This is a genomic window from Mesorhizobium sp. WSM3626, from assembly GCF_000513935.1.
In the GTDB taxonomy this organism is placed as follows: domain Bacteria; phylum Pseudomonadota; class Alphaproteobacteria; order Rhizobiales; family Rhizobiaceae; genus Mesorhizobium; species Mesorhizobium salmacidum.
In genome coordinates this window covers 82,508-103,397 of the sequence record NZ_AZUY01000004.1, presented here as the reverse complement: position 1 = coordinate 103,397, position 20,890 = coordinate 82,508, and the positions used below count along the sequence as shown (strand labels likewise).

The window sequence follows — 20,890 nt, the reverse complement described above, 5'->3', positions numbered from 1 at the left end:
TTTCGCACGGCGCCAGATATCTTCATGGTCGCGGCATGTCCACCCGATGCGGTGGTGGTCGCGGCCCGTTCCAACCATGTCGCGAGTTCCCAGTGGAAAATCATTCGCTCACTCAACGCCTGATCGCGCGGCCGGAATTCGGACCCTTCGTTCTGCTCATCGTCGAGATCGCCGTTTTCTGGGGTTTCAACCACGACTTCCTGTCACCGCAGAACATCTCCAACACGCTTGCCTTCACGGTCGAACTCGGCCTGATCGCGCTGGCGATGACGCTGCTGATGACGTCGGGCGAATTCGACCTTTCCGTCGGGTCGCTGTTCGGCTTCTCGCCGGTGCTGATGTGGACGCTGTTCAATGCCGGCGTCACGTCGCTGGAGATGGGCTTCGTCATCGCGCTGGTGGTTGCCGCCTTGATCGGGCTGGTCAATGGCTGGTTCGTCACGCAGCTCAAGATCCCGTCCTTCCTGGTGACGCTCGGCATGCTCCTGGTGGTGCGCGGCAGCGCGCTTTTCATCACCGACGGGTTTCCGCAGCGCACCTGGAGCGCCGAGGGCAGCTGGCTGGCGGAGGCGCTGGTCGGCGACTTCTTCATCGGGCCGTTCCGCATCTACATGTCGCTGTTCTGGTTCATCGCCGCGGCGATCGCGCTCGGCTACGTCTTGACGCAAAGCCGGACCGGCAACTGGATCCAGGCGGCGGGCGGCAATCCCAACGCGGCGCGCGCCCGCGGCGTCAATGTCAACGGCGTCAAGGTCGGCCTGTTCGTCCTGTCGTCGCTCATGGCTTCGCTTGCCGGCGTCATCTCCTCGCTGCGCACATCCGCCGCCAACCCCAACAGCGGCACCGGCTATGAGCTCGAGGTGATCGCCATGGTGGTGATCGGCGGCACGGCGCTGACCGGCGGGCGCGGCACCATCATCGGCACCGTGCTCGGCATCCTGATCCTGCGCGTGATGCGCAACGGCATCGTGCTGATCGGCGTGCCCGGCCTTGCCTACAACATCTTCATCGGCGCGATCATCCTTGGCATGATGGCGTTGCATTCATGGCTGGAACGCCGGCACCAGGCGGGGACTTGAACATGGCCGAGCCATTGATCCGCATGCAGAACATCCGCAAGTCCTATGGCCGCGTGCAGGCGCTGGTGGACGCCAATTTCCATGTCAACGAGCGTGAGATCGTCGGCCTGCTGGGTGACAATGGCGCCGGCAAATCGACGCTGATCAAGGTTCTCTCCGGCGCGGTGCCGCTGACCAGCGGCGACATCTTCATCCGCGGCAAGAAGGTCACCTTGCGCAGCACCAGCGACGCCATCGCCCAGGGCATCGAGACCATCTATCAGGACTCCGCCCTGGTCACGCAATTGTCGATCGCGCGCAACCTGTTCCTGGGTCGTGAACCGATCAAGCCGCCGCGCTTCCTCAACCGCATGGACCAGGACGCCATGAACACGGTCGCCCGCGACCTGCTCAAACAGGTCGGCATCTCCAAGAACATCCCGCCGACGACGCCGATCGGCTCGCTCTCCGGCGGCGAGCGCCAGGCGGTCGCGATCGCGCGCGCCATGCATTTCGACAGCGACCTGATCATTCTCGACGAGCCGACCAACAATCTCGGCGTCGCCGAGACGCAAGGCGTGCTGAGCTTCGTGCGCAACGCCCGCGATTCCGGCCACTCCTGCATCTTCATCGCGCACAACATCCACCATGTCTTCCAGGTGGTCGACCGCATCGTCGTCATGCGCAGGGGCAAGGTGGTCGCAGACGACATCGATCCGAAGACCACAACCGTGACGGAGGTCGAGCGCATCATCACCGGAATGTCGGACAAAGACATCCGCGACGCTCTCGCCGACGGCAAGCCGGGGCACTGAGGGGGCATCGACGCACAGGGTCGCGGCATGAAGGCCACCGTCTCCGACATCGCCAGGAACTGCGGGCTGTCGACCGCAACGGTCGACAGGGTGCTCAACAATCGGCCCGGAGCGAGTGCCGCCAACCGGCAACGCGTCATGGAGGCCGCCAAGCAGCTCGGCTATTTGCCGGTCGCCGGCCAGGTGACGCTTCCCTCGAAACCCGCAAACCTCGAATTCTTCCTGCCGATCGGCAGCAACGCCTTCATGCAGGACCTGGCAAAGCATATCGAGGACTACGCATCGCGCCTACCGCTTGTGGCGTCCTGCCGGATCCACAATCTTGCCGGCATCTCGCCCAATGCCCTGCAGGCAGCGGTCGAAAAGCTGTCGCTGCGCGCCAACGGCGTCGGTGTCATCGCGGTCGACCACCCCAGGACACGCAACATCCTGCGCGACATGGTCGAGGCCGGCATCCGCCTGGTGACGCTGGTGTCCGATATTCCGGCCGCACCCCGCTCGGCCTATGTCGGGATCGACAACCGCGTGGCGGGACGGACGGCAGCACTTTTGATGGGACGCTTGCTGGGCGGCCGCGAGGGGCAGCTGGCGATGGTCGTCGGCTCACGCTCCTATCGCGGCCATGAAGAGCGCGAGATGGGCTTCCGCTCCGTGCTTGGCGAGGAGTTTCCCAATCTCACCGTCAGCAGCGCTGTCGAGATCAACGACGAGCCCGATGCCAGCTATGCGGAAACCATGAAGGCGTTGCGCAACGAGCCGGAACTGCTCGGCATCTATTGCGTCGGCGCCGGGCGCTCCGGCATTGCCAAAGCGATCCGGGAAGCCAGGCCCAACCGCAAGCCGGTGTTCATCTGCCACGACCTGACAAGGGAGACACGCGGCTATCTCGTCGACGACCTCGCCGACGTCGTCATCGACCAGAACGCCAGGCTGATCGCGGAGCAATCGGTAATCCAACTGCTCGGCTCGATCGCATCGTCGGCGCCCTATCTCACGCGCAAATTCATCGAGCCGCGACTGATCTTCAGGGAAAACGTGCCGGTGCAGTGAGGTCGCATTTCTCGAATTCAAGCGGCGCCACGGCGAATCTGCACAGCAGCTATGCACAATTCATTGTTGCCGAATCATTGGGCAACTCGTAGTTTCTGGTTGTCGGCCATCTACTCCTCCCAGATGCGATGCCGACGCTGAATGGGGTGCACCTCCTCCCGCACCACGTTCGAAATCGAGCCCGCTGCCACCTCCTCCCGGCAGCGGGCTTTTTTCGTTCTGATCCGCGGCAATTACGACGCCGCCGCGCCAAAAGCGTGCGGTCCGGTCCGTCCGGTCACGGAATCGCACAGATCGTTGGCAGTCCGGCAGACGTCAGCCCGCCGCGGTGCCCCTGAAGGAAACGATCAACCCTTCGGCCATACGCACGAACTGCGTGCTGGGGCCCTCGGCACCGACGGTCTGCACGCTGACGCGCGCGCCTTCAAACAGCAGCGACAGCGTATCGGCGAGAAGTTCGGCCTGACCGATTCCGGCATCCCGGCAGAGCCCGACCAGGCGTTCGCGCTGGGCTTCCTTGAGTTCCTTGATCACGCGCCTTGCCGGGTGATCGGGCTCGGTCAGTTCGGCGGCGGCGTTGGCCATGTCGCAGCCGCGGCCGTCGGTGTTGAGCATGGCAGCGGCCTTGCGGACCCAGGCATGAAGCTGGGCGAGTTTGTCGCCCGGATGCTCGGCCTCGAACGTTTCCCACATCGCGCCGGCTTTCAACGCGTTGGCGCGCAGGCATTCGACGATCAGTTCGTCCTTGGACTCAAAGTGACGATAGAGCGTCATCTTGTTCGTGCCGGCAGCTTCGGTGATGGCGTCGACGCCGACGCCCTTGATGCCGTGCTTGTGGAACATGTCACGCGCCGTCTCCAGGATCCGATCCCGGGGACGAGAGCGCTCCACGACGCCGTCTGTCATCATGATCTCCTTTTTCGTTTCCAAAAAATCTCGGCCACCTCTTGACTAGGGTGTTACCGGTCTGTAACTTCCAGAATGTTACTTACTGGTAACACCTATAACGTCCGTCGTCAATAACAAGGTCGTGAACTGGTCCTACCAGATCGAGATGGACGAAAAGACTGCCAATCATGCGGCTTCGGCCGGTGAAGAGATGAAAAACGGTTCGCGAGCATAGGCTGCGAATCGACAGACAAGGAGCCGGCCAATGCCACAGCGCCGCGATCTTACCATAGATGAGGCCGTCCGGGATCCGATGATCCGGCTGGTCATGAAAGCAGATGGGGTCGACCCCCGCGCCTTCGAGAACATGTTGCGCTCGCTCGCCGATGGGCAGCGTCGCGAGGTGCCGTTGCTGCGTTCACGGGAAGGGTCCCGTAACGGGCACGGCCAATTGTCCAGGGTCGCCAGCGCCTTCGGGCGGGCAAGAGCGGCCGGAGAGGCGTGTGTGTCGTGGTAAACTTCTTCATCCATCGTCCGATCTTCGCCTCGGCCATCGCCATTATCATGGTGCTCGCCGGGACGATTTGTTATTTCCTGCTGCCCGTTTCGCAGTTTCCCGACATCACACCGCCTCAGGTCGTGGTCAGCGCCCACTATCCGGGCGCCAGCGCGCAAGTGGTGGCAGACACGGTGACGACGCCGCTGGAGCAGCAGATCAACGGCGTGCAAGGCATGACCTACATGTCGTCGACGAGTTCCAATGACGGCTCGTCGACCATCACCATCACCTTCGATGTCGGCTATTCCCTGAGCACTGCCGCCGTCGACGTGCAGAACCGCGTTTCCCAGGCGGCCTCGTCGCTGCCGGCGATCGTCAACCAGGGCGGCGTGACGATCAAGAAGCAGAACCCGAACTTCGTCCTGATCGTCAACCTGACCTCGCCCGACCATTCCGTCGACCCGGTGGCGCTCTCCAACCTTGCCTATCTGCAGGTGGTGGATCCGCTGAAGCGGCTGCCGGGTGTCGGCGACGTGCAGATCTTCGGCGAACGGCGCTATTCGATGCGCGTCTGGCTCGATCCGGACAAGCTCGCCAATCTCGGCATCACCGCCGTCGACGTCCAGAACGCCATCGCCGAACAAAACGTCCAGGTGGCGGCCGGCAAGATCGGCCAGTCGCCGGCGCCCGCCGGCACCGCCTTCGAGATGCAGGTCAACGCCGTCGGCCGGTTGAGCGACCCCAAGGAATTCGGCGACATCGTCGTGCGTGCCAACACGGATACGGGTTCGCTGGTGCGGCTGCGCGACGTCGCCCGTATCGAGCTTGGCGCCCTGCAATATTCGTCCTCGGCCTTCTTCGGCAAGGACCCGACCGTGGTGCTCGCCGTCTATCAGATGCCCGGCTCCAACGCGCTCGATCTACAGCAGCGCGTCAAGGACAAGATGCAGGAACTGTCGGCCCGTTTCCCCAAGGGCGTCGACTATGCGATGCACTACGATACGACGCGCTTCGTCTCGGCCTCGATGCATGACGTGCTGATCACGCTTGGCGAAGCCCTGGTGCTCGTCGTGGCGGTGGTGTTCATCTTCCTGCAGAGCTGGCGCACGACGATCATTCCGACCATCGCCATTCCGGTGTCGCTGGTGGCGACACTCGTCATCATGGAGATGATGGGTTTCTCGCTCAACATGCTCTCGCTGCTCGGCATGGTGCTGGCGATCGGCCTCGTCGTCGACGACGCCATCGTCGTGGTCGAGAATGTCGAGCGACAGCTCGAGGCCGGACTGAAACCACTGGCGGCGACAAAAGCCGCCATGGCCGAGGTCACGGGTCCGATCATCGCGACAACCGCCGTGCTGATGGCCGTGTTCGTGCCGGTTGCCTTCATTCCCGGCGTTTCCGGAAAGCTCTACAACCAGTTCGCGCTGACGGTGGCGATCTCCGTCGGCATCTCCGCCTTCAACTCGCTGACGCTCAGTCCCGCGCTCAGCGCTGCCTTCCTACGGCATCGCGGCGAGACGCAGTTTGTTCTGTTCCGCTGGTTCAATACGGGTTTCGACAAACTGTCGCATGCCTACGCCCATGGCGTGCGCTTCCTGATCCGCCTGCGCTGGATCATGCTCGGCTTGTTCGCGGCCGGTCTGGTCGCCACCTATTTCGTCTGGCAGAAGCTGCCCTCGACCTTCCTTCCGGTCGAGGACCAGGGCTATTTCTTCGTCGTCATCCAACTGCCCGACGGGGCTTCTCTGGAGCGCACCGATGCGGTGGCACAAAAGGCGCGCGACATCCTGCAGGCGACGCCCGGCGTCGACATCGTCGGCTCGATCAGCGGCCTGAACTTCCTGACCAGCGCGGCGCAGTCGAACTCGGCGGTCGAGTTCGCCATCCTCAAGCCATGGGAAGAGCGTGGCCCCGACCAGAGCGCCTCCAAGCTCGTCGCCGACGTGCGCGGCAAGCTGATGCAGATCCCGGAGGCTTTCGCGCTCTCCTTCGATCCGCCCTCCATCCCCGGCATCGGCACCACGGGCGGCTTCGAATTCGTCGTCGAGGACCTCACCGGCCGCGGCAGCACGGCCCTCAACGACGCCACGCAAGCGGTGATCGCCGAGGCGCGCAAGCAGCCGGAAATCAATCCGCAGCAGCTGTTCTCGCCGTTCTCGACCTCGACGCCGCAGTTCAACTACGACCTCGACCGCGCCAAGGCGAAGCTGCTCGGCCTCAACCTGCCGGACGTCTTCAACACGCTGCAGATCTATCTCGGCTCGCTCTACGTGAACGACTTCAACCTGTTCGGCCGCACCTTCCGGGTGACGATCCAGGCCGACAAGGATTCACGTGCCGGTGCCGCAGATATTTCACGGCTCTATGTGCGCAATGCTTCCGGCGGCATGGTGCCGCTCAGCACGCTGGGCAAGCTGGTGCCGTTCGTCGGCCCGGAAACCGTGCCGCACTACAACAACAACGCCTCGGCCACCATCAATGGCGGCGCGGCGCCCGGCTATTCGTCGGGCCAGGCGGTCGCCGCCATGGAGCGGGCCGCGGCCACCGCGCTGCCCAGGGATTTCGGTTTCGAATGGACCGGCATCACCTTCCAGGAGCTCAAGGCGGGATCGATCGCGTCGGTTGTGTTTGCTCTCGCCATCGTCTTCGTCTTCCTGATCCTGGCGGCGCAGTACGAGAGCTGGGCGATGCCGTTCATGGTGCTGCTGGCGGTGCCGCTCGCCCTGTTCGGCGCGTTCGCCGCACTTTGGGTGCGCGGTATGCAGATCGACGTCTATTCGCAGATCGGCTTCGTCATGCTGATCGGCCTGGCGGCCAAGAACGCCATCCTGATCGTCGAGTTCGCAAGACGGCGGCGCGAGGAAGGCCTCAGCATCATCGAGGCATCGATGGAGGCCGCTCGGCTGAGATTGCGGCCGATCCTGATGACCGCGTTTGCCTTTATTCTCGGCGTAGTGCCGCTGATGATCGCCACCGGCGCGGGTGCCGCCAGCCGTCAGTCGATCGGCACCACCGTGTTCGGCGGCATGGTCGCGGCGACCATCCTGTCGCTGGTGTTCGTGCCGGTCTTCTACGCGGTCATCGAACAGCTGCGCGAACGGCGCGGCGGCGACGAGCCCGCCTCTCAACACACTGAACCAACGGCCAAACCCGCCTTCCCTCCCCTGGCGGAAGCGGCCGAATAAGATTGGAGAATGATCATGCGTAAATGGAAAATCGCGTTGGGAACGGCTGTCGCGCTGGGTGCGATCTCGGTTGCCAGCGTCCACCTGCTGGACATGGGCAATATCAGCCTGAATGCCGGCACGGCCGGGGCGGCGCCGGCCCCAGCAGCGTTCGTCATGCCGGTGCCGGTGGCGAACGTGGTCAAGAAGACGATCCCGATCTATCTCGACTATGCCGCGCGGACCGAGCCGATCCGCAGCATCACGCTGCAGGCGCGCGTCCCCGGCTACCTGCAGGAACAGACGGCGCAAGACGGCGCCGACGTGCGGCAGGGCGACCTGCTCTACAAGATCTCGCCTGACGATTTCCAGGCCGCGCTCGACCAGGCGAAGGCACAGGTACAGCGTGATACGGCGACGCTCGATTATGCGCGTTCCAATCTCGGCCGCGGTACCGAGCTCGCCAAGAGCGGTTACCTGGACAAGGACAGCTTCGACCAGCGCACCAGCACCTTGCGCGGGGCGCAGGCTTCGCTGGCGCTCAACCAGGCTGCCGTGCGCACGGCCGAGCTCAATCTGAGCTATGCTGAAATCCACGCGCCGTTCCCCGGACGCCTGGGCCGCAACCAGGCTTCCGTGGGAACGCTGGTCAGCGTTGCCGGCACCGTGCTCAACACGCTGGTGCAGCTCGATCCGATCTACGTCACCTTCAATCCGAGCGAGACGGATCTGGCGCAAATCGAGGAAGCGCGTGCTGCCGGCCCGATCGAGGTCGAGGTCCTGCTTCCGGGTGAGACCGAAGCCCACCAGAAGGGCGAGCTCACCTTTATCGACAACACGATCGATCACTCGACCGGCACGATCACCGCCCGCGCCACCATCGGCAACGCCAAGTTCACGCTCTTGCCTGGCCAGTATGTTCGCGTGCGGCTGCACGTCAAACAACAGCCCGATGCGCTGCTGGTGCCGCAGGTCGCGCTGGGATCAAGCCAGCTCGGCAAATATCTCTACGTCGTCGGCAAGGGCAATACGGTCGACCAGCGGCTGGTTTCGCTCGGGCCGACCAGCGGCGATATGGTCGCCATCCTCAGCGGCGTCGCCGAAGGCGACCAGGTGATCACAGGCAACCTGCAGAAGATCGGCCCCGGAATGCCGATTTCGCCCCTCCCACAGAAACCGGCTACCTGACTCCCCCGCAGGCCCGGTTTCCGCGGCGCCCTCGACCTTTCCCAGGGTCGCGGGCGCCGTTTTCATGAGCAGACCGACTAGGGCGGCGACGTCGGCGCCGTCGGAAACCGAAAAATCAAGACCACGAACTCTTGTTAGATTGTCGACAATCTGATTGTCTTGTGTTCTGTTCCCGCTGGAGTGGACCGGATGGTGAAGACGGAGTTCAGCCCGATTGCCGACACGACGCGCCGCGCCGGAATCGTGGCACTGCTGCGGCGCGCGATCCTGACTGGTCAGCTCGAGCCCGGCCAGAAGCTCAACGAACTCAGGATTTCCGAACAGATGCGGGTCAGCCGTGCGCCGCTGCGCGAGGCGATGCGCGAGCTGGTGCAGGAAGGCATCCTGACCAGCATCCCCTATGCCGGCACCTTCGTCATCAATGTCACCGCCAAGGACATCGACGACGCCTATTCGCTCAACAAGGTGCTGGACGAGTTCGCCATCGAACGGACGTGGAAGCAGCGCGACCAGCGTTTCTTCGAAGAGCTTGACCGGCGGCATGAGGCGGTGAAACAGGCGACCCGCGACCGCGACACCACAAGGCAGATCGAAACCGCGCTGCAACTGCATGGTCTGATCCATGAATGGGCCGACAATTCGGTGCTCCTGGAAACCTGGCAAAGGCTGACCAGCCGTTTGCAGATGTACTTCGCCCTGCACCAGCAGGCGCGAAAGGAAGCCGTGCCGGCCGAAGATATCCATGAAACCTATGTGGCGCTGCTCAAGGGCGACGACATGCGTGCCGCCCAGCGCCATGCCCGCGAGCATATCGACCTCGATTTCGAAGAGCTTCTTGCCCATGCGCGCGGCCTCGAAAGGCGTCCGTTGAAAGGCGCCTGACCCCTTCCCTCATCGCGGATAATGGATACCCCACGTGCAGATCGAAACCATCAAAGCCTTTCACGTCGTGCAGCCCTTCGTGGACGGCCCCTATCACATGTCCAAGGGACGCGTGGCCGACTGCTTCGACGCCGTGATCGTCTCCATCACCTCCGACAGCGGCATCACCGGATGGGGTGAGATGGCGCCGCTCGGCAATTTCTACTCGGCCGCCTTCCCCGCCGGCACAAGGGCCGGCGTGCCGGAGATCGCACCGCATCTTGTCGGCCAGGACCCGTGCGGGCTGGCCAGCATCGGCCGGCTGATGGACACCGTGTTCAAGGGCCATTCCTACATCAAATCAGCGCTCGACATGGCCTGCTGGGATCTGGCGGCGCGCGCCGCCGGCGTGCCGCTGGTGACGCTGCTTGGCGGCAAGGAAAGCGACACGGCGGAACTCTACAAGGTCGTTACCCATGGCACGGTCAATCAAATGGCCGCACTTGCCGGGCGCATCGTCGAGGACGGTTTCAGCCGGCTGCAGGTCAAGGTCGGCGGCAATGTCCATGACGACATCGAACGCGTCACCGCGATCGCCGCCTCGGTGCCGAAAGGCACTGTCATTTTCTGCGACGCCAATGCCGGTTGGACACCTTACCAGGCGCGGCAGTTCGCCGATGCGACGCGGGCGATCGACTATACGTTCGAGCAGCCCTGCACGACCATCGACGAGAACATGTCGGTGCGCCGCATGCTCGACAAACCGATGGTGCTCGACGAATCCGTCACTTCGCTCGAGGCGATGCTGGAAATCCATCGCCTCGGCGCGGCCGACGGACTGACGCTGAAGATCTCGCGGCTCGGCGGCGTCACCAAGACCCGCCTGATCCGAGACGTCGCCGTCGACCTCGGCTTCATGATCACGGTCGAGGATACCGGCGGCGCCGAGATCGATACATCCGCCATGGCGCATCTGTCGCTGTCGACGCCGGAGGAGCGCCGGCTGCACGCGATTGCCTTTCATGAATGGGTGACGGTGCGCACCGCGTCGAACGCGCCGCCGGTCACCGGCAGCCGCATGGGCATTGCCGCCGGGCCAGGCCTTGGCATCGACGTCGTTCCCGACCTGCTCGGCAAGCCGTTCTTCGAGGTCGGCCGGTGAATATCCGCAGCATCAAGGCCACGCCGCCGACGCCGGCGGCGGCCGTCATCATCAATGATGTGGTCTCCCAACGGCTGGTCGGCCGCGACGCCATCGACATTGCCGGTGCCGAACATGTGTGCCTGCCCTTCTGGACCGGGGTGCAGTCGATAAATGACCGCACCCGCCTCGGACGGATATTTCTGAGGCCGTCACGTAGTCGATTGCACTCGAGGTCTGCCTGGGTTTCGTATTTCCTCCGTCCCGGTCGGTGTTAGGCTGAACACTCACGGCGGACGACTGCTCATGACGGCATTTCATCATGCGGCCCTTGCCTGGCTCGTTGGCCTCGTCGCGCTGCCCGCACTGGCGTTTGCCGAAAGTCCGCCAGCGTTCGAGCTCAAGCTCGATATCGACCAGGACGGCAAGATGGATCGGGCAAGGGTGATGCAGGAGCTTGGTGCGCCGGCCGATCTCTATATTTACCTGGCAACCGGCGAGGAGAAGCTCGATTCCTCGCGTCGCCCCGATTTCGTCAGGAAAGGACTGACGGAAGATCAGGTCCTCGACCTTGAAACCAAGGGCAAGGGATCGCTGGCGATAACGTCCTGCTTCGGATGCGGCGCCAGCAAGTCGACAGAAGAAACCATGACGATCGTCTATCGCCGGGGTCAATTCCTGGTCGGTGGCTACAGCCGCAGTTGGGACTGGAACCAGCAGACGTTGGATGGCGTCAAGACGACGCTCGGCGGCTGCGACATCAACTATCTCACAGGCGTAGGCATCGTCTCCAAGGACCTTGAAGACGGCAAGCCGATCAAGGGCAAGTTCAAGCCCGTGCCGCTCAAGGCCTGGTCCAGTGACCGGCGCCCAAAGGCTTGCGACTTCTGATGAGATTGATCAAAGGACTGCAATGCGCATAACCTCCCTCGACAAGGGAAGCAAGGCAATGGATCTTTTCAAACTGGAGGGCGATGTCGCGCTGGTCACCGGTGCCGGCAGCGGCATTGGCCAGGCAATCGCGATCGGGCTGGCCGAGGCAGGCGCCGATGTCGCCTGTTTCGGCCATACGTCGAAGGGCGGGCTGGACGAAACCGCTCACCGGATCACCGCGCTCGGCCGCCGGGCGCTGGTGCTGACCGGCACCGTGACCTCGGATAGCGATCTCGCGGCGGCTATCGATCGCGTGGAAGCCGAACTCGGTGCGTTGACGGTCGCTGTCAACAATGCCGGCATTGCCGGCTCGGAACCAGCGGAGACACTGCCGCTGGAAAAGTGGCGGAAAGTGCACGATGTCAATGTCGCCGGTGTGTTCCTGTCCTGCCAGGCCGAAGCGCGCAAGATGCTGGCGCGGGGCAAGGGCTCGATCATCAACATCGCCTCGATGTCGGGCACCATCGTCAATCGCGGGCTGACGCAGGCGCACTACAATTCCTCGAAGGCCGCCGTCATTCATCTGTCGAAGAGCCTCGCCATGGAATGGGCCGATCGTGGGCTGCGCGTCAATGTCGTCAGCCCGGGCTACACGCTGACGCCGATGAACAAACGGCCGGAGGTGGCCGAACAGGTGAAGATCTTCAAACGCGACACGCCAATGGGACGCATGGCGGCGCCCGAGGAAATGGTTGGGCCGACGGTGTTCCTGGCCAGCCGGGCGTCGAGCTTCGTCACCGGCCTCGACCTGATCGTCGATGGCGGCTACGTCTGCTGGTAACGGGACATGCGAGCCATGTCCCGCCGGCTTCGCCTGCGGTCTGAAATTCCGGCGCGAGCGTGGCGTTAGTCGTTGCGCGGCATGAACGTTGGTATATATAATTTCATCCTATGAAACAGCGCTGGCGAGACGGGGCTTGCCAGGGCTATAGCCGAGAACAATTCCGCCGGAAATGCTCGGGATCATGGGACCTTGATGGCTCGCACCTTGCAGGGCGCCGGAGGACTGGCAATTGATCCGCGGATCGCCGTCGCGGCGATCGATCGGCCATGAGACTGCCCGCCTCGGCAGCGTCCGTCATCACCGAAATCGAGCATCGCCGCGCCTGCGCTGGCGATAACGGCCTTGCGCAACAGCCGGCCTTTCCAACACAATCAAGAAAAGACGCAAAAAAGGGAACCACCAACAATCGTCACAGCTTGAAGGAGAACCAAGCAATGCCAATTCGCAGTGTGATTTCGAAATTCTCAATGGGAGCTTTTGCACTTGCCGCGGCAAGTGTGCTGACGCCAACAGCGCAGGCAGCGGCACCGGAATCCAACGACCCGATCAAGATTGCCTTGTTCGACTGGACAAGCGTCAACCTCAACGCCAAGATCCTCGGCGGCATCCTGGAAAAGCTCGGCTATACCGTCGAATACCCGACCGCCGACTATCTCTCCAGCCTGACAACCGGCCTCACCAATGGCGATATCGATGTCGGCCTGGAGTTCTGGGACACCACCGCGGGCGAAGCCATGAAGGCTTCCGACGCCACGGGGCAGACTGAAAGGCTGGGCAAGCTCGGGCCCAAGGCCAAGGAAGAGTGGTGGTTTCCCGAATACATGAAGGAGAAGTGCCCGACCTTGCCGGACTGGCACGCGCTGCTCGACGCCACCTGCGCGGCATCGTTCTCGACCGCCGAAACGGCGCCGAAGGGGCGCTACCTCGGCGGCCCGGTGACCTGGGAAGGTTTTGACGACGAACGCGTCGCGGCACTGAAACTGCCCTTCACCGTCATCCATGCCGGCACCGATGCGGCGATGTTCGCCGAACTGGACTCCGCCTATCAGCGCAAGGCGCCGATCATGCTGTGGATTTATTCGCCGCATTGGGCGCCCGCGAAATACAAGGGCGAATGGGTGCAATTCCCGGAATACACGCCCGAATGCTACAACGACCCGAAATGGGGCGTGAACCCGGACGCCAAATACGACTGCGGCAAGCCGCATGGCGAGATCTGGAAATACTCCTGGAACGGCATGAAGGACAAATGGCCGGTCGCTTACAAGGTGGCCAAGGCCTACACGGTCGATACCGACGAGTTGAACAAGATGAGCGGCGAGATCGACCTCGACGGCAAGACGCCGGAAGACGTCGCCGCCGCCTGGATCGCCGCCCACGAGGCAGACTGGAAAGCCTGGGCGCAGTGATCGCTCCGACTGGAAAAGGGAGACCCGGCTGATATCAGCCGGGTCTCAATTCCTGATGCTCCAGAAGGACCACTGAATGACGGAAGCGATTGAACAGGCATCGAATGCGGGAAAAAATCCCCGCCCGATAAAACTTGCCTGCCGTAATGTCTGGAAACTGTTCGGCTCGAACGCCGCCGATTTCATCCGCGAGCGCGACGGCAAGGCCAGCATGGCTGACGTCTCGGCGGCGGGGCTGGTGGGTGCGGTTCGCGCCGTCGATCTGGAGATCCGGCAGGGCGAGATCTTCATCATCATGGGGCTTTCGGGCTCCGGCAAATCGACGCTGGTGCGCTGCATGTCGCGGCTGGTCGAGCCGACGCATGGCAAGGTCGAGTTCGAAGGCAAGGACCTGCTCAAGATTTCCGATGCAGCGCTGATCGAACTCAGGCGTCATCGCATGGGCATGGTGTTCCAGAACTTTGCCCTGCTGCCGCATCTCAACGTGCTCGACAACATCGCCTTCCCGCTCAGCATCCAGGGGCAGGATCGTTCGACACGCGAGGCGCGCGCCCGCGAAGTCATCGAACTCGTCGGCCTGCGCGGGCGCGAACATTTCTACCCGCGCGAATTGTCGGGCGGCCAGCAGCAGCGCGTCGGCATCGCCCGCAGCCTCGCAACCAAGCCCGAGATATGGTTTCTCGACGAGCCGTTCTCTGCGTTGGATCCGCTCATCCGCCGCGAAATGCAGGATGAGTTGATGCGGCTGCAGACCATGCTGCACAAGACCATTGTGTTCATCACCCATGATTTCGACGAGGCGATCAGGCTCGCCGATCGCATCGCCATCATGAAGGACGGCGAGGTCATCCAGATCGGCACGCCGGAAGAACTGGTGGTCAATCCGGCGACCGACTATGTCGCCGAGTTCACCCGCGACGTCGACCGCGCCAAGGTGATCTCGGCACGCAGCCTGATGCGTGCCTGCGACGGCGCCGAGCATGGCGGCACGGTAGCGCCGGAGGCCAAGATTGCGAGTTTTTCCGCCAGTATCGTTGCCGCCGGAAAACCGTTCGCGGTGATCAACGGCACCGGTACGCCGATCGGCGAAGTGACGCCGCAAGCGGTGATCGATCTGCTGGCCGGCATCGAGCGAGCCGGCGCATGACGGTGACGGCAAGCGCCAGCCAGACAAGGCCACCAATTCAGCGGTGGCTGGTGATCTGGGTGCTCGCGCTTGCCGCCGTGCTGGTGGTGTTCCTGCTGCAGGACAGACTGCCATGGGCCGTCAATTATCCGGTCGAGGCGGTCGTCCCCGTCGCCGACTGGGTCAGCGCGCTGATGGGCTGGATCAAGTCGAACCTGTCCTGGCTGACCCGCTCGGTCACCGCGGTGCTCGGCGTGCCGCTCGACTTCGCGCTCAATCTCTTGGCCAAGAATTTCAAGTTCGGCCATGGCGCCGACGCTTTCGTGTTGCCGCGTTTGTCCTGGGTTGGCGTCTGCGCGGCTGCGTTCCTTGCCGGCTATGCGGCCGGCGGCAGAAGACTCGGCCTGCTGGTTGGCGGCTGTTTCCTCTACATCGCGCTGTTCGGCCAATGGACCAGCGCCATGCTGACCCTGGCGCTGATCTCGATCGCCGTGCCGTTCTGCATCGTCACCGGGCTATTCGCCGGGATCTGGGCGTGGCGCAAGCCGTGGGCGGAGCGGTTCGTCGTCTCCCCTGCCCTCGACCTGATGCAAACCATCCCGACCTTCGCCTATCTCATCCCGATGCTGCTGCTGTTCGGCAACAGCCCGGTCTCGGCGATGATCGCCACCGCCATCTTCGCCACGCCGCCGATGGTGCGGGCAACGATGCTGGGCCTATCGCGGGTGCCGTCCGAGATCGACGATTTCAGCGAAATGGCCGGCTGCACGGCGCGACAGAAATTGTGGCGCGTGCTGTTGCCCTCGGCACGACCGACGTTGATGGTGGGCGTCAACCAAGTGATCATGCTGGCGCTGAACATGGTGATCATCGCCTCGATGATCGGCGCCGGCGGGCTTGGCTACGACGTGTTGCTCGCCCTGCGCGCGCTCAAGGTCGGCGAGGCGATGGAAGCCGGACTCGCAATCGTCGCGCTCGCCATCGCGCTCGACCGGCTGAGCCAGGCCATCGCCCACAAGCAGGCGACAGGCAATGTCCACCGGTCGTCCGCGAGCCCGCGTTTCTGGCGGCGCTACCCCAATCTGACGCTGGCCATCGCCATCCTTGTCGTCACGACGCTGCTTGGCCTGTTCGTGCAGGCCTTCGCGGCCGTGCCGAAGGCGATCACCTTCACCACCGCGCCATTGTGGAAAGCGGCTGTGAACTGGGTGACGATCAACTTCTTCGACGTCATCGAAGCGTTTCGGGTGGCGCTGATCCTCAATGTACTCAATCCGCTGCGCGCCTTCTGCGAAGGGTTCCCGTGGCTGGGCGCGGTGTTCCTGCTCGGCCTTGCCGGCTACCAGCTCTCAGGTTTGCGGCTGGCCGCACTTGTCGCGGCACTCACCGCCTTCTGCGCCATCACAGGCCTTTGGGAAAAGACCATGGCGACGGTCTATCTCTGCGGCATATCGGCCTTCATCGCCTGCCTGATCGGCATTCCAATCGGGCTTGCGGCGGCGCGTAGCGACCGTTTCGAAAAGATCGTCACGCCCGTCATCGACACGCTGCAGGTGCTGCCGTCCTTCTGCTTCATCATTCCGGTGGTGATGCTGTTCCGTGTCGGCGACGTCACCGCGATGATCGCCACGGTTGCCTTCGCCGTGGTGCCGGCAATCCGCTACACCAACCACGGCATCAGGCAGGTGCCGCCGGCGCTGATCGAGGCCGCGAAGGTTTCGGGCTGCACGCCGCGCCAGACCTTCTTTCGGGTGCAACTGCCGCTGGCGCTGCCGGAGATCATGCTCGGCGTCAACCAGACCATCCTGATGGCACTGGCGATGATCATCATCTGCGCCATGGTCGGCACGCGTGACCTCGGCCAGGAAGTGTTCATCGCATTGTCGAAGGCCGATTCCGGCCGCGGCATCGTCGCGGGCCTGGCCATCGCCTTCATCGGCATCGTCGCCGACCGGCTGTTCAATGCCTGGACGGCGAAGGCGCGGGCAAGGCTCGGATAGTCAGGCCGATGCGCCGCGGCTACTCCGCCGCGACGCCCTTCACCTCAAGGTAGCTCTCCATGGAATCGTCCAGCGCCTGCAGCCAGGGCGTGTGGTGCAGCGGCGCCATGGTCCCGGTCATCAGCGAGCGGTAGGCGTGGTCGCGGAAGCTCATAATGTCTTCCGCCTTGTGGTGCTCCCACTCCATGAAGGTCTGGTTGACCGCCTCGACGTCGAAGCCTGGATAGTCGGTCTGGTCCATCAATTCCCTGGTGTAGTCGCCCTGGAACCAGATCATCTGCTCGGCATCCTCGAGCGTTTCCTCGCGGGCGCGCCATTTCGCGCCATGCGCCGCCATCGCCTCCGCCGAGGGCAACTTGATGCGGCCCATAATGACGTCGCGCGCGAACCAGGCCTGCGCGTCAAACATGTTGAAGGTGTAGAACTGGTCCTGCATGCCGATGTAGGACAGCTTCGGGTTCTTCTCCCAGACGACACCCTCATAGAGGTCCAGCGGCCACATGCGGTTGGCGGTCTTGAGCTTGAGATCGTCGGTGAGGAAAGGGAAGGAATGGAGGTAGCCGGTGCACAGGATGATGGCGTCGACATCCTTGGTCGTGCCGTCCTTGAAATGCGCCGTCTTGCCGACGACCTTCTGCAGCAGCGGCACCTCTTTCCAATTCTCGGGCCATTTGAAGCCCATCGGCTTCGAGCGGTAGCTGGAGGTGATCGATTTCGCGCCGTATTTGTAGCATTGCGAACCGATGTCCTCGGCCGAATAGGAACGGCCGATGATCAGGATGTCCTTGCCCTTGAACTCCATCGCGTCGCGGAAATCGTGGCTGTGCAGGATGCGGCCGTTGAAGGTCGAGAAGCCTTCGAAATAGGGCACGTTGGGCACGGAGAAATGCCCCGAAGCGACGACGACATTGTCGAACTCCTCGGAGTAAGTCACGTCATTGGTGCGGTCATGCGCGGTGACCGTGAATTTCTTCGTCTCGTCGGAGAAGGTGACCATGCGCACCGGGCTGTTGAAGCGCACCCATTTGCGCAGGCCCGACTTCTCGACGCGGCCCTTGATGTAATCCCACAGCACGGCGCGCGGCGGATAGGAGCCGATCGGCCGGCCGAAATGCTCCTCGAATGTGTAGTCGGCGAATTCCAGGCATTCCTTCGGACCGTTCGACCAGAGGTAGCGGTACATCGAGCCGTGGACAGGGTCGCCATGTTCGTCGAGGCCGGTGCGCCAGGTGTAGTTCCACAGGCCGCCCCAGTCGGACTGCTTTTCAAAGCAGACGATCTCGGGAATGTCGGCGCCCTTGTCGGCGGCCGACTTGAAGGCCCTGAGCTGGGCCAGACCGGACGGTCCGGCTCCGATAACGGCAACGCGAGTGTTCATTCCGGGCCTCCTCTTTTTGATTTCCCCAGCGAAACAAATTTCACTGGCAGTGACAGTAATTGGCCGCTTGGTGCTGTCAACAGACATCTGCGGGAGCGGCATTTGCACACAGCGGATTCCTGGCGAAAAACCTGCGGCAGCCGCGATGGCTGCACTGCCGTGTGCGACATAAGATGCTTGCCGTTGCGGTTGCGCTCTGTATCGGCACCTGACATGTTCACCTTGAGTGAAATAAATCCTGACGATCGGGGGCGACATGGCAAAGGCAATTTCGGATACCAAGGCTCCCGCAAGCGCAAGGGCAAAACCGTCACCGAAAGTGTCGGCGGACGGCAGGACCATCCGCGCGCCGCTGACACAAAACCCGCACGCCATTCGCGACACCCGCGAAAAAGTGCTGGAGGTCGCGATCGGCCGCGAGGTGCGGGCGTTCCGCAAGAAGCTCGGCATCACCGTCGCGGATCTCGCGGTCGCCACCGACATTTCGCTGGGCATGCTGTCGAAGATCGAGAATGGCATCACCTCGCCGTCGCTGACCACCTTGCAGGCGCTGTCGCGGGCGCTCGGCGTTCCCGTCACCGCCTTCTTCCGCCGCTTCGAGGAGGAGCGAAGTGCTGTCTTCGTCAAGGCCGGCCAGGGCCTCGATGTCGAACGCCGCGGCACGCGCGCCGGCCACCAATACAATCTGCTCGGCCATATCGGCTCGAACACCAGCGGCGTCGTCGTCGAGCCCTATCTGATCACGCTGACCGAGGATTCGGATGTATTCCCGACCTTCCAGCATGAGGGCATGGAGTTCCTCTACATGCTCGAGGGCGAGGTCGTTTACAGGCACGGCAGCAACCTCTATCCGATGAAGCCTGGCGACAGCCTGTTCTTCGACGCCGACGCACCGCACGGGCCCGAACAACTGACGAAGCTGCCGATGCGCTATCTGTCGATTATCTGCTATCCGCAGAATAGTGCGGGTTGAGGTGTGGCCAATCTCCCCTTGGTCTCCTCCTGAGGGAGGTCGGCAGCCTCGCGGCGGCTCCTCTTTGGAGCGTTAGCGATCGGCGAAAGCCGAAGTGACATCCGATCTCCCCCCTTGAGGGGGAGATGTCCGGCAGGACAGAGGGGGGCGAACCGCGATGACGCATAATCTAGTATCAGCCAACAACCGCGGCAATGCGCGCAGGATGCGCAAGGTGAGCTTGATGGTTCCCAGCATGGTCAAGCCGAAACGTTGGAATTCGACGCTGCAAGAACCGCCAAGTTCGAAGCGCTGGGCTGGACTGTCCTGCGTTTCTGGAACGACGACGTCATCCGCGATGTCGACAATGTCTGCCAGCATGTCGTGATTGTGGTTGGGTTGGGGGGGCGAGTCGTGAGTTTCGCGGAAGCGCTGGGGTGGACATGGGGCAAGGCTGGCGCTCGACGGCGCCCCCCTCTGCCCTGCCGGGCATCTCCCCCTCTTGGGGGGAGATTGGCTGCGTGGAGAGCAGCGCCATACCAGCAATTCAATCCGGTCCAAACCCGGGGCTCGTCGGGCTGCCGTCATCCAGCTTCGACAGCCACTCGACTAGCGTCGACCGATACCGGGTCAGGCCTTTGTAATTGGCCAGTTCCTCGGGCAGATCGCGGATCACGCGGTGCAGGCGCCGTGCCCATTTCGGCTGCGTGACCAGCTCGTCCATCTTGATCAGGTAGCAGCGGATCGGGAAGACGATGCCGTTGGAGCGCGGCAGCCGCCAGAAGCTTTGCAATTCGACCCGCAGATGCACCTTGTCGCCGACATTCTCAGGCGTCACGGTCGTGCGGTCCGGTCCCCATTTGTGATAATTTTCGGGGCTGGTATCGAGGCGCGGATTGATGGTCATCGTCCAGTTCAGACGCCTGGCCGGTTTGCCCTGCTGGATGTTGGTGAGGAATTTTAGCGCCCTGACGAAAATCCCCTTCTCATGCGCCAGCGGCACCGGCGCGTGCCACTCGAAGAAATTCATGCCGATGTCGAAATCGAGCGACCAGTCGGCCTGGGTCGTGACCATGCCGGCATCCATCCACAGATTGCCGTCGCGCTGGTCGAGGATGCAGAAATCGCCCTGGCTCTGGCGGGTGATGTATTCCATCGGCCCGTAAGGCAAGGTCGAGGTGTCGCCGAAGGTGAAGGTGTCGTCGATGCCGAGCGGCCGGTTGATCCAGCGCCAGCGGTCGCCATCGCGCGTCAGCGTGAAATGCTCGGGATAGCCCAGCGCCTGCTGCTCCATCAAAAGTTCCAGCAGGTCCCAGCCGGCGAGCGTCATGTGCGGCAGCGACTGGCAGCGCAACGGATCCTCGGCCAGCACCAGCGCGCGGTCCTGCATCTCGGCGACATAGTGCTCGTCGACGTCGATCAGGTTCTCCAGCACCGAGCCTTTCGGGCCGACGACATGCGGCTCGATGTTGACCGCGTACATGTAGCTGTCCTCGTGGAACGGGAACGGAAACCGCCTGATGTGCTCCGGGCTGTTCCTGAAGGTGAAGTCGTCGCGGAACGTTTCCTTGCGAAAGGTGATGCCCATGTTTTCCTCCTAGAGCGGGATGCCGGCTCTATCTCTTTGTTTTAGCCGCATTT

Annotated in this window: 16 protein-coding genes and 1 pseudogene; 14 read left to right on the top strand and 3 right to left on the bottom strand. The window is 63.0% G+C overall.

All coding sequences use genetic code 11. The features are described from left to right. The first annotated feature begins 92 nt into the window (after window positions 1-92). Genes M653_RS0104795 through M653_RS0104785 form a run of 3 tightly spaced genes read left to right on the top strand, consistent with a single transcriptional unit; the run spans window position 93 to window position 2,923 of the window. A complete protein-coding gene (locus M653_RS0104795) occupies window positions 93-1,079 on the top strand; it encodes an ABC transporter permease (protein WP_027142282.1) in 987 nt (328 codons plus the stop codon). Between the two features lie 2 nt (window positions 1,080-1,081). Next, window positions 1,082-1,873: an ATP-binding cassette domain-containing protein gene (locus M653_RS0104790; RefSeq protein WP_027142281.1), complete on the top strand. Its 792-nt coding sequence runs from the start codon at window positions 1,082-1,084 to the stop codon at window positions 1,871-1,873. Window positions 1,874-1,900: 27 nt separating this feature from the next. Beyond that, complete coding sequence (locus M653_RS0104785; RefSeq protein WP_027142280.1) at window positions 1,901-2,923, top strand: LacI family DNA-binding transcriptional regulator; 1,023 nt, start codon at window positions 1,901-1,903, stop codon at window positions 2,921-2,923. 315 nt (window positions 2,924-3,238) lie between these two features. On the opposite strand, the gene M653_RS0104780 is transcribed toward M653_RS0104785, so the two are convergent. Then, complete coding sequence (locus tag M653_RS0104780) at window positions 3,239-3,829, bottom strand: TetR/AcrR family transcriptional regulator (RefSeq protein ID WP_015318879.1); 591 nt, start codon at window positions 3,827-3,829, stop codon at window positions 3,239-3,241. Window positions 3,830-4,321: 492 nt separating this feature from the next. Here M653_RS0104780 and M653_RS0104770 point away from each other — a divergent pair, with 492 nt between their 5' ends. The 9 genes from M653_RS0104770 (at window position 4,322) to M653_RS0104730 (ending at window position 16,919) form a co-directional block, all read left to right on the top strand. Then, window positions 4,322-7,498, top strand: a complete 3,177-nt coding sequence (locus M653_RS0104770) for a multidrug efflux RND transporter permease subunit (RefSeq protein ID WP_027142278.1) — start codon at window positions 4,322-4,324, stop codon at window positions 7,496-7,498. Window positions 7,499-7,513: 15 nt separating this feature from the next. Further along, on the top strand, window positions 7,514-8,665 hold the full coding sequence (locus tag M653_RS0104765; protein WP_027142277.1) for an efflux RND transporter periplasmic adaptor subunit: 1,152 nt from the start codon (window positions 7,514-7,516) through the stop codon (window positions 8,663-8,665). A 189-nt stretch (window positions 8,666-8,854) separates the two neighbouring features. Next, window positions 8,855-9,547, top strand: coding sequence for a GntR family transcriptional regulator (locus M653_RS0104760; RefSeq protein WP_027142276.1), 693 nt, complete (start codon window positions 8,855-8,857; stop codon window positions 9,545-9,547). Between the two features lie 34 nt (window positions 9,548-9,581). Further along, window positions 9,582-10,688 carry a mandelate racemase/muconate lactonizing enzyme family protein gene (locus M653_RS0104755; RefSeq protein WP_027142275.1) on the top strand — a complete coding sequence of 369 codons (1,107 nt, stop codon included), beginning with the start codon at window positions 9,582-9,584 and terminating at the stop codon, window positions 10,686-10,688. Between the two features lie 285 nt (window positions 10,689-10,973). Next, complete coding sequence (locus M653_RS1000000134905) at window positions 10,974-11,558, top strand: hypothetical protein (protein ID WP_027142274.1); 585 nt, start codon at window positions 10,974-10,976, stop codon at window positions 11,556-11,558. Window positions 11,559-11,616: 58 nt separating this feature from the next. Continuing rightward, window positions 11,617-12,381 carry an SDR family oxidoreductase gene (locus M653_RS0104745; protein ID WP_027142273.1) on the top strand — a complete coding sequence of 255 codons (765 nt, stop codon included), beginning with the start codon at window positions 11,617-11,619 and terminating at the stop codon, window positions 12,379-12,381. Between the two features lie 437 nt (window positions 12,382-12,818). Continuing rightward, entirely contained in the window at window positions 12,819-13,793 is a 975-nt protein-coding gene (locus tag M653_RS0104740) for an ABC transporter substrate-binding protein (protein WP_027142272.1), read from the top strand. Between the two features lie 76 nt (window positions 13,794-13,869). Next, window positions 13,870-14,940, top strand: coding sequence for a glycine betaine/L-proline ABC transporter ATP-binding protein (locus M653_RS0104735; RefSeq protein ID WP_027142271.1), 1,071 nt, complete (start codon window positions 13,870-13,872; stop codon window positions 14,938-14,940). Then, window positions 14,937-16,919, top strand: a complete 1,983-nt coding sequence (locus M653_RS0104730) for an ABC transporter permease subunit (protein WP_027142270.1) — start codon at window positions 14,937-14,939, stop codon at window positions 16,917-16,919. Before M653_RS0104735 ends, M653_RS0104730 begins: the two co-directional genes overlap by 4 nt. Before the next feature lie 19 nt (window positions 16,920-16,938). On the opposite strand, the gene M653_RS0104725 is transcribed toward M653_RS0104730, so the two are convergent. Further along, window positions 16,939-18,297, bottom strand: a complete 1,359-nt coding sequence (locus M653_RS0104725) for an NAD(P)/FAD-dependent oxidoreductase (protein ID WP_027142269.1) — start codon at window positions 18,295-18,297, stop codon at window positions 16,939-16,941. Between the two features lie 256 nt (window positions 18,298-18,553). Here M653_RS0104725 and M653_RS0104720 point away from each other — a divergent pair, with 256 nt between their 5' ends. Continuing rightward, window positions 18,554-19,270, top strand: coding sequence for an XRE family transcriptional regulator (locus M653_RS0104720; RefSeq protein ID WP_027142268.1), 717 nt, complete (start codon window positions 18,554-18,556; stop codon window positions 19,268-19,270). A gap of 252 nt (window positions 19,271-19,522) precedes the next feature. Then, window positions 19,523-19,576, top strand: a pseudogene (locus M653_RS1000000137545) (hypothetical protein); the annotation flags it as partial. A gap of 220 nt (window positions 19,577-19,796) precedes the next feature. On the opposite strand, the gene M653_RS0104710 reads toward M653_RS1000000137545, so the two are convergent. Then, window positions 19,797-20,837, bottom strand: a complete 1,041-nt coding sequence (locus M653_RS0104710) for a DUF3445 domain-containing protein (RefSeq protein ID WP_027142266.1) — start codon at window positions 20,835-20,837, stop codon at window positions 19,797-19,799. Window positions 20,838-20,890 lie beyond the last annotated feature (53 nt).

Coding starts and splice junctions, on each gene's coding strand:
- M653_RS0104790 (WP_027142281.1), top strand. CDS start 1,082: ATGGCCGAGCCATTGATCCGCATGCAGAACATCCGCAAGTCCTATGGC.
- M653_RS0104785 (WP_027142280.1), top strand. CDS start 1,901: ATGAAGGCCACCGTCTCCGACATCGCCAGGAACTGCGGGCTGTCGACC.
- M653_RS0104780 (WP_015318879.1), bottom strand. CDS start 3,829: ATGACAGACGGCGTCGTGGAGCGCTCTCGTCCCCGGGATCGGATCCTG.
- M653_RS0104765 (WP_027142277.1), top strand. CDS start 7,514: ATGCGTAAATGGAAAATCGCGTTGGGAACGGCTGTCGCGCTGGGTGCG.
- M653_RS0104760 (WP_027142276.1), top strand. CDS start 8,855: ATGGTGAAGACGGAGTTCAGCCCGATTGCCGACACGACGCGCCGCGCC.
- M653_RS1000000134905 (WP_027142274.1), top strand. CDS start 10,974: ATGACGGCATTTCATCATGCGGCCCTTGCCTGGCTCGTTGGCCTCGTC.
- M653_RS0104745 (WP_027142273.1), top strand. CDS start 11,617: ATGGATCTTTTCAAACTGGAGGGCGATGTCGCGCTGGTCACCGGTGCC.
- M653_RS0104740 (WP_027142272.1), top strand. CDS start 12,819: ATGCCAATTCGCAGTGTGATTTCGAAATTCTCAATGGGAGCTTTTGCA.
- M653_RS0104735 (WP_027142271.1), top strand. CDS start 13,870: ATGACGGAAGCGATTGAACAGGCATCGAATGCGGGAAAAAATCCCCGC.
- M653_RS0104730 (WP_027142270.1), top strand. CDS start 14,937: ATGACGGTGACGGCAAGCGCCAGCCAGACAAGGCCACCAATTCAGCGG.
- M653_RS0104725 (WP_027142269.1), bottom strand. CDS start 18,297: ATGAACACTCGCGTTGCCGTTATCGGAGCCGGACCGTCCGGTCTGGCC.
- M653_RS0104720 (WP_027142268.1), top strand. CDS start 18,554: ATGGCAAAGGCAATTTCGGATACCAAGGCTCCCGCAAGCGCAAGGGCA.
- M653_RS0104710 (WP_027142266.1), bottom strand. CDS start 20,837: ATGGGCATCACCTTTCGCAAGGAAACGTTCCGCGACGACTTCACCTTC.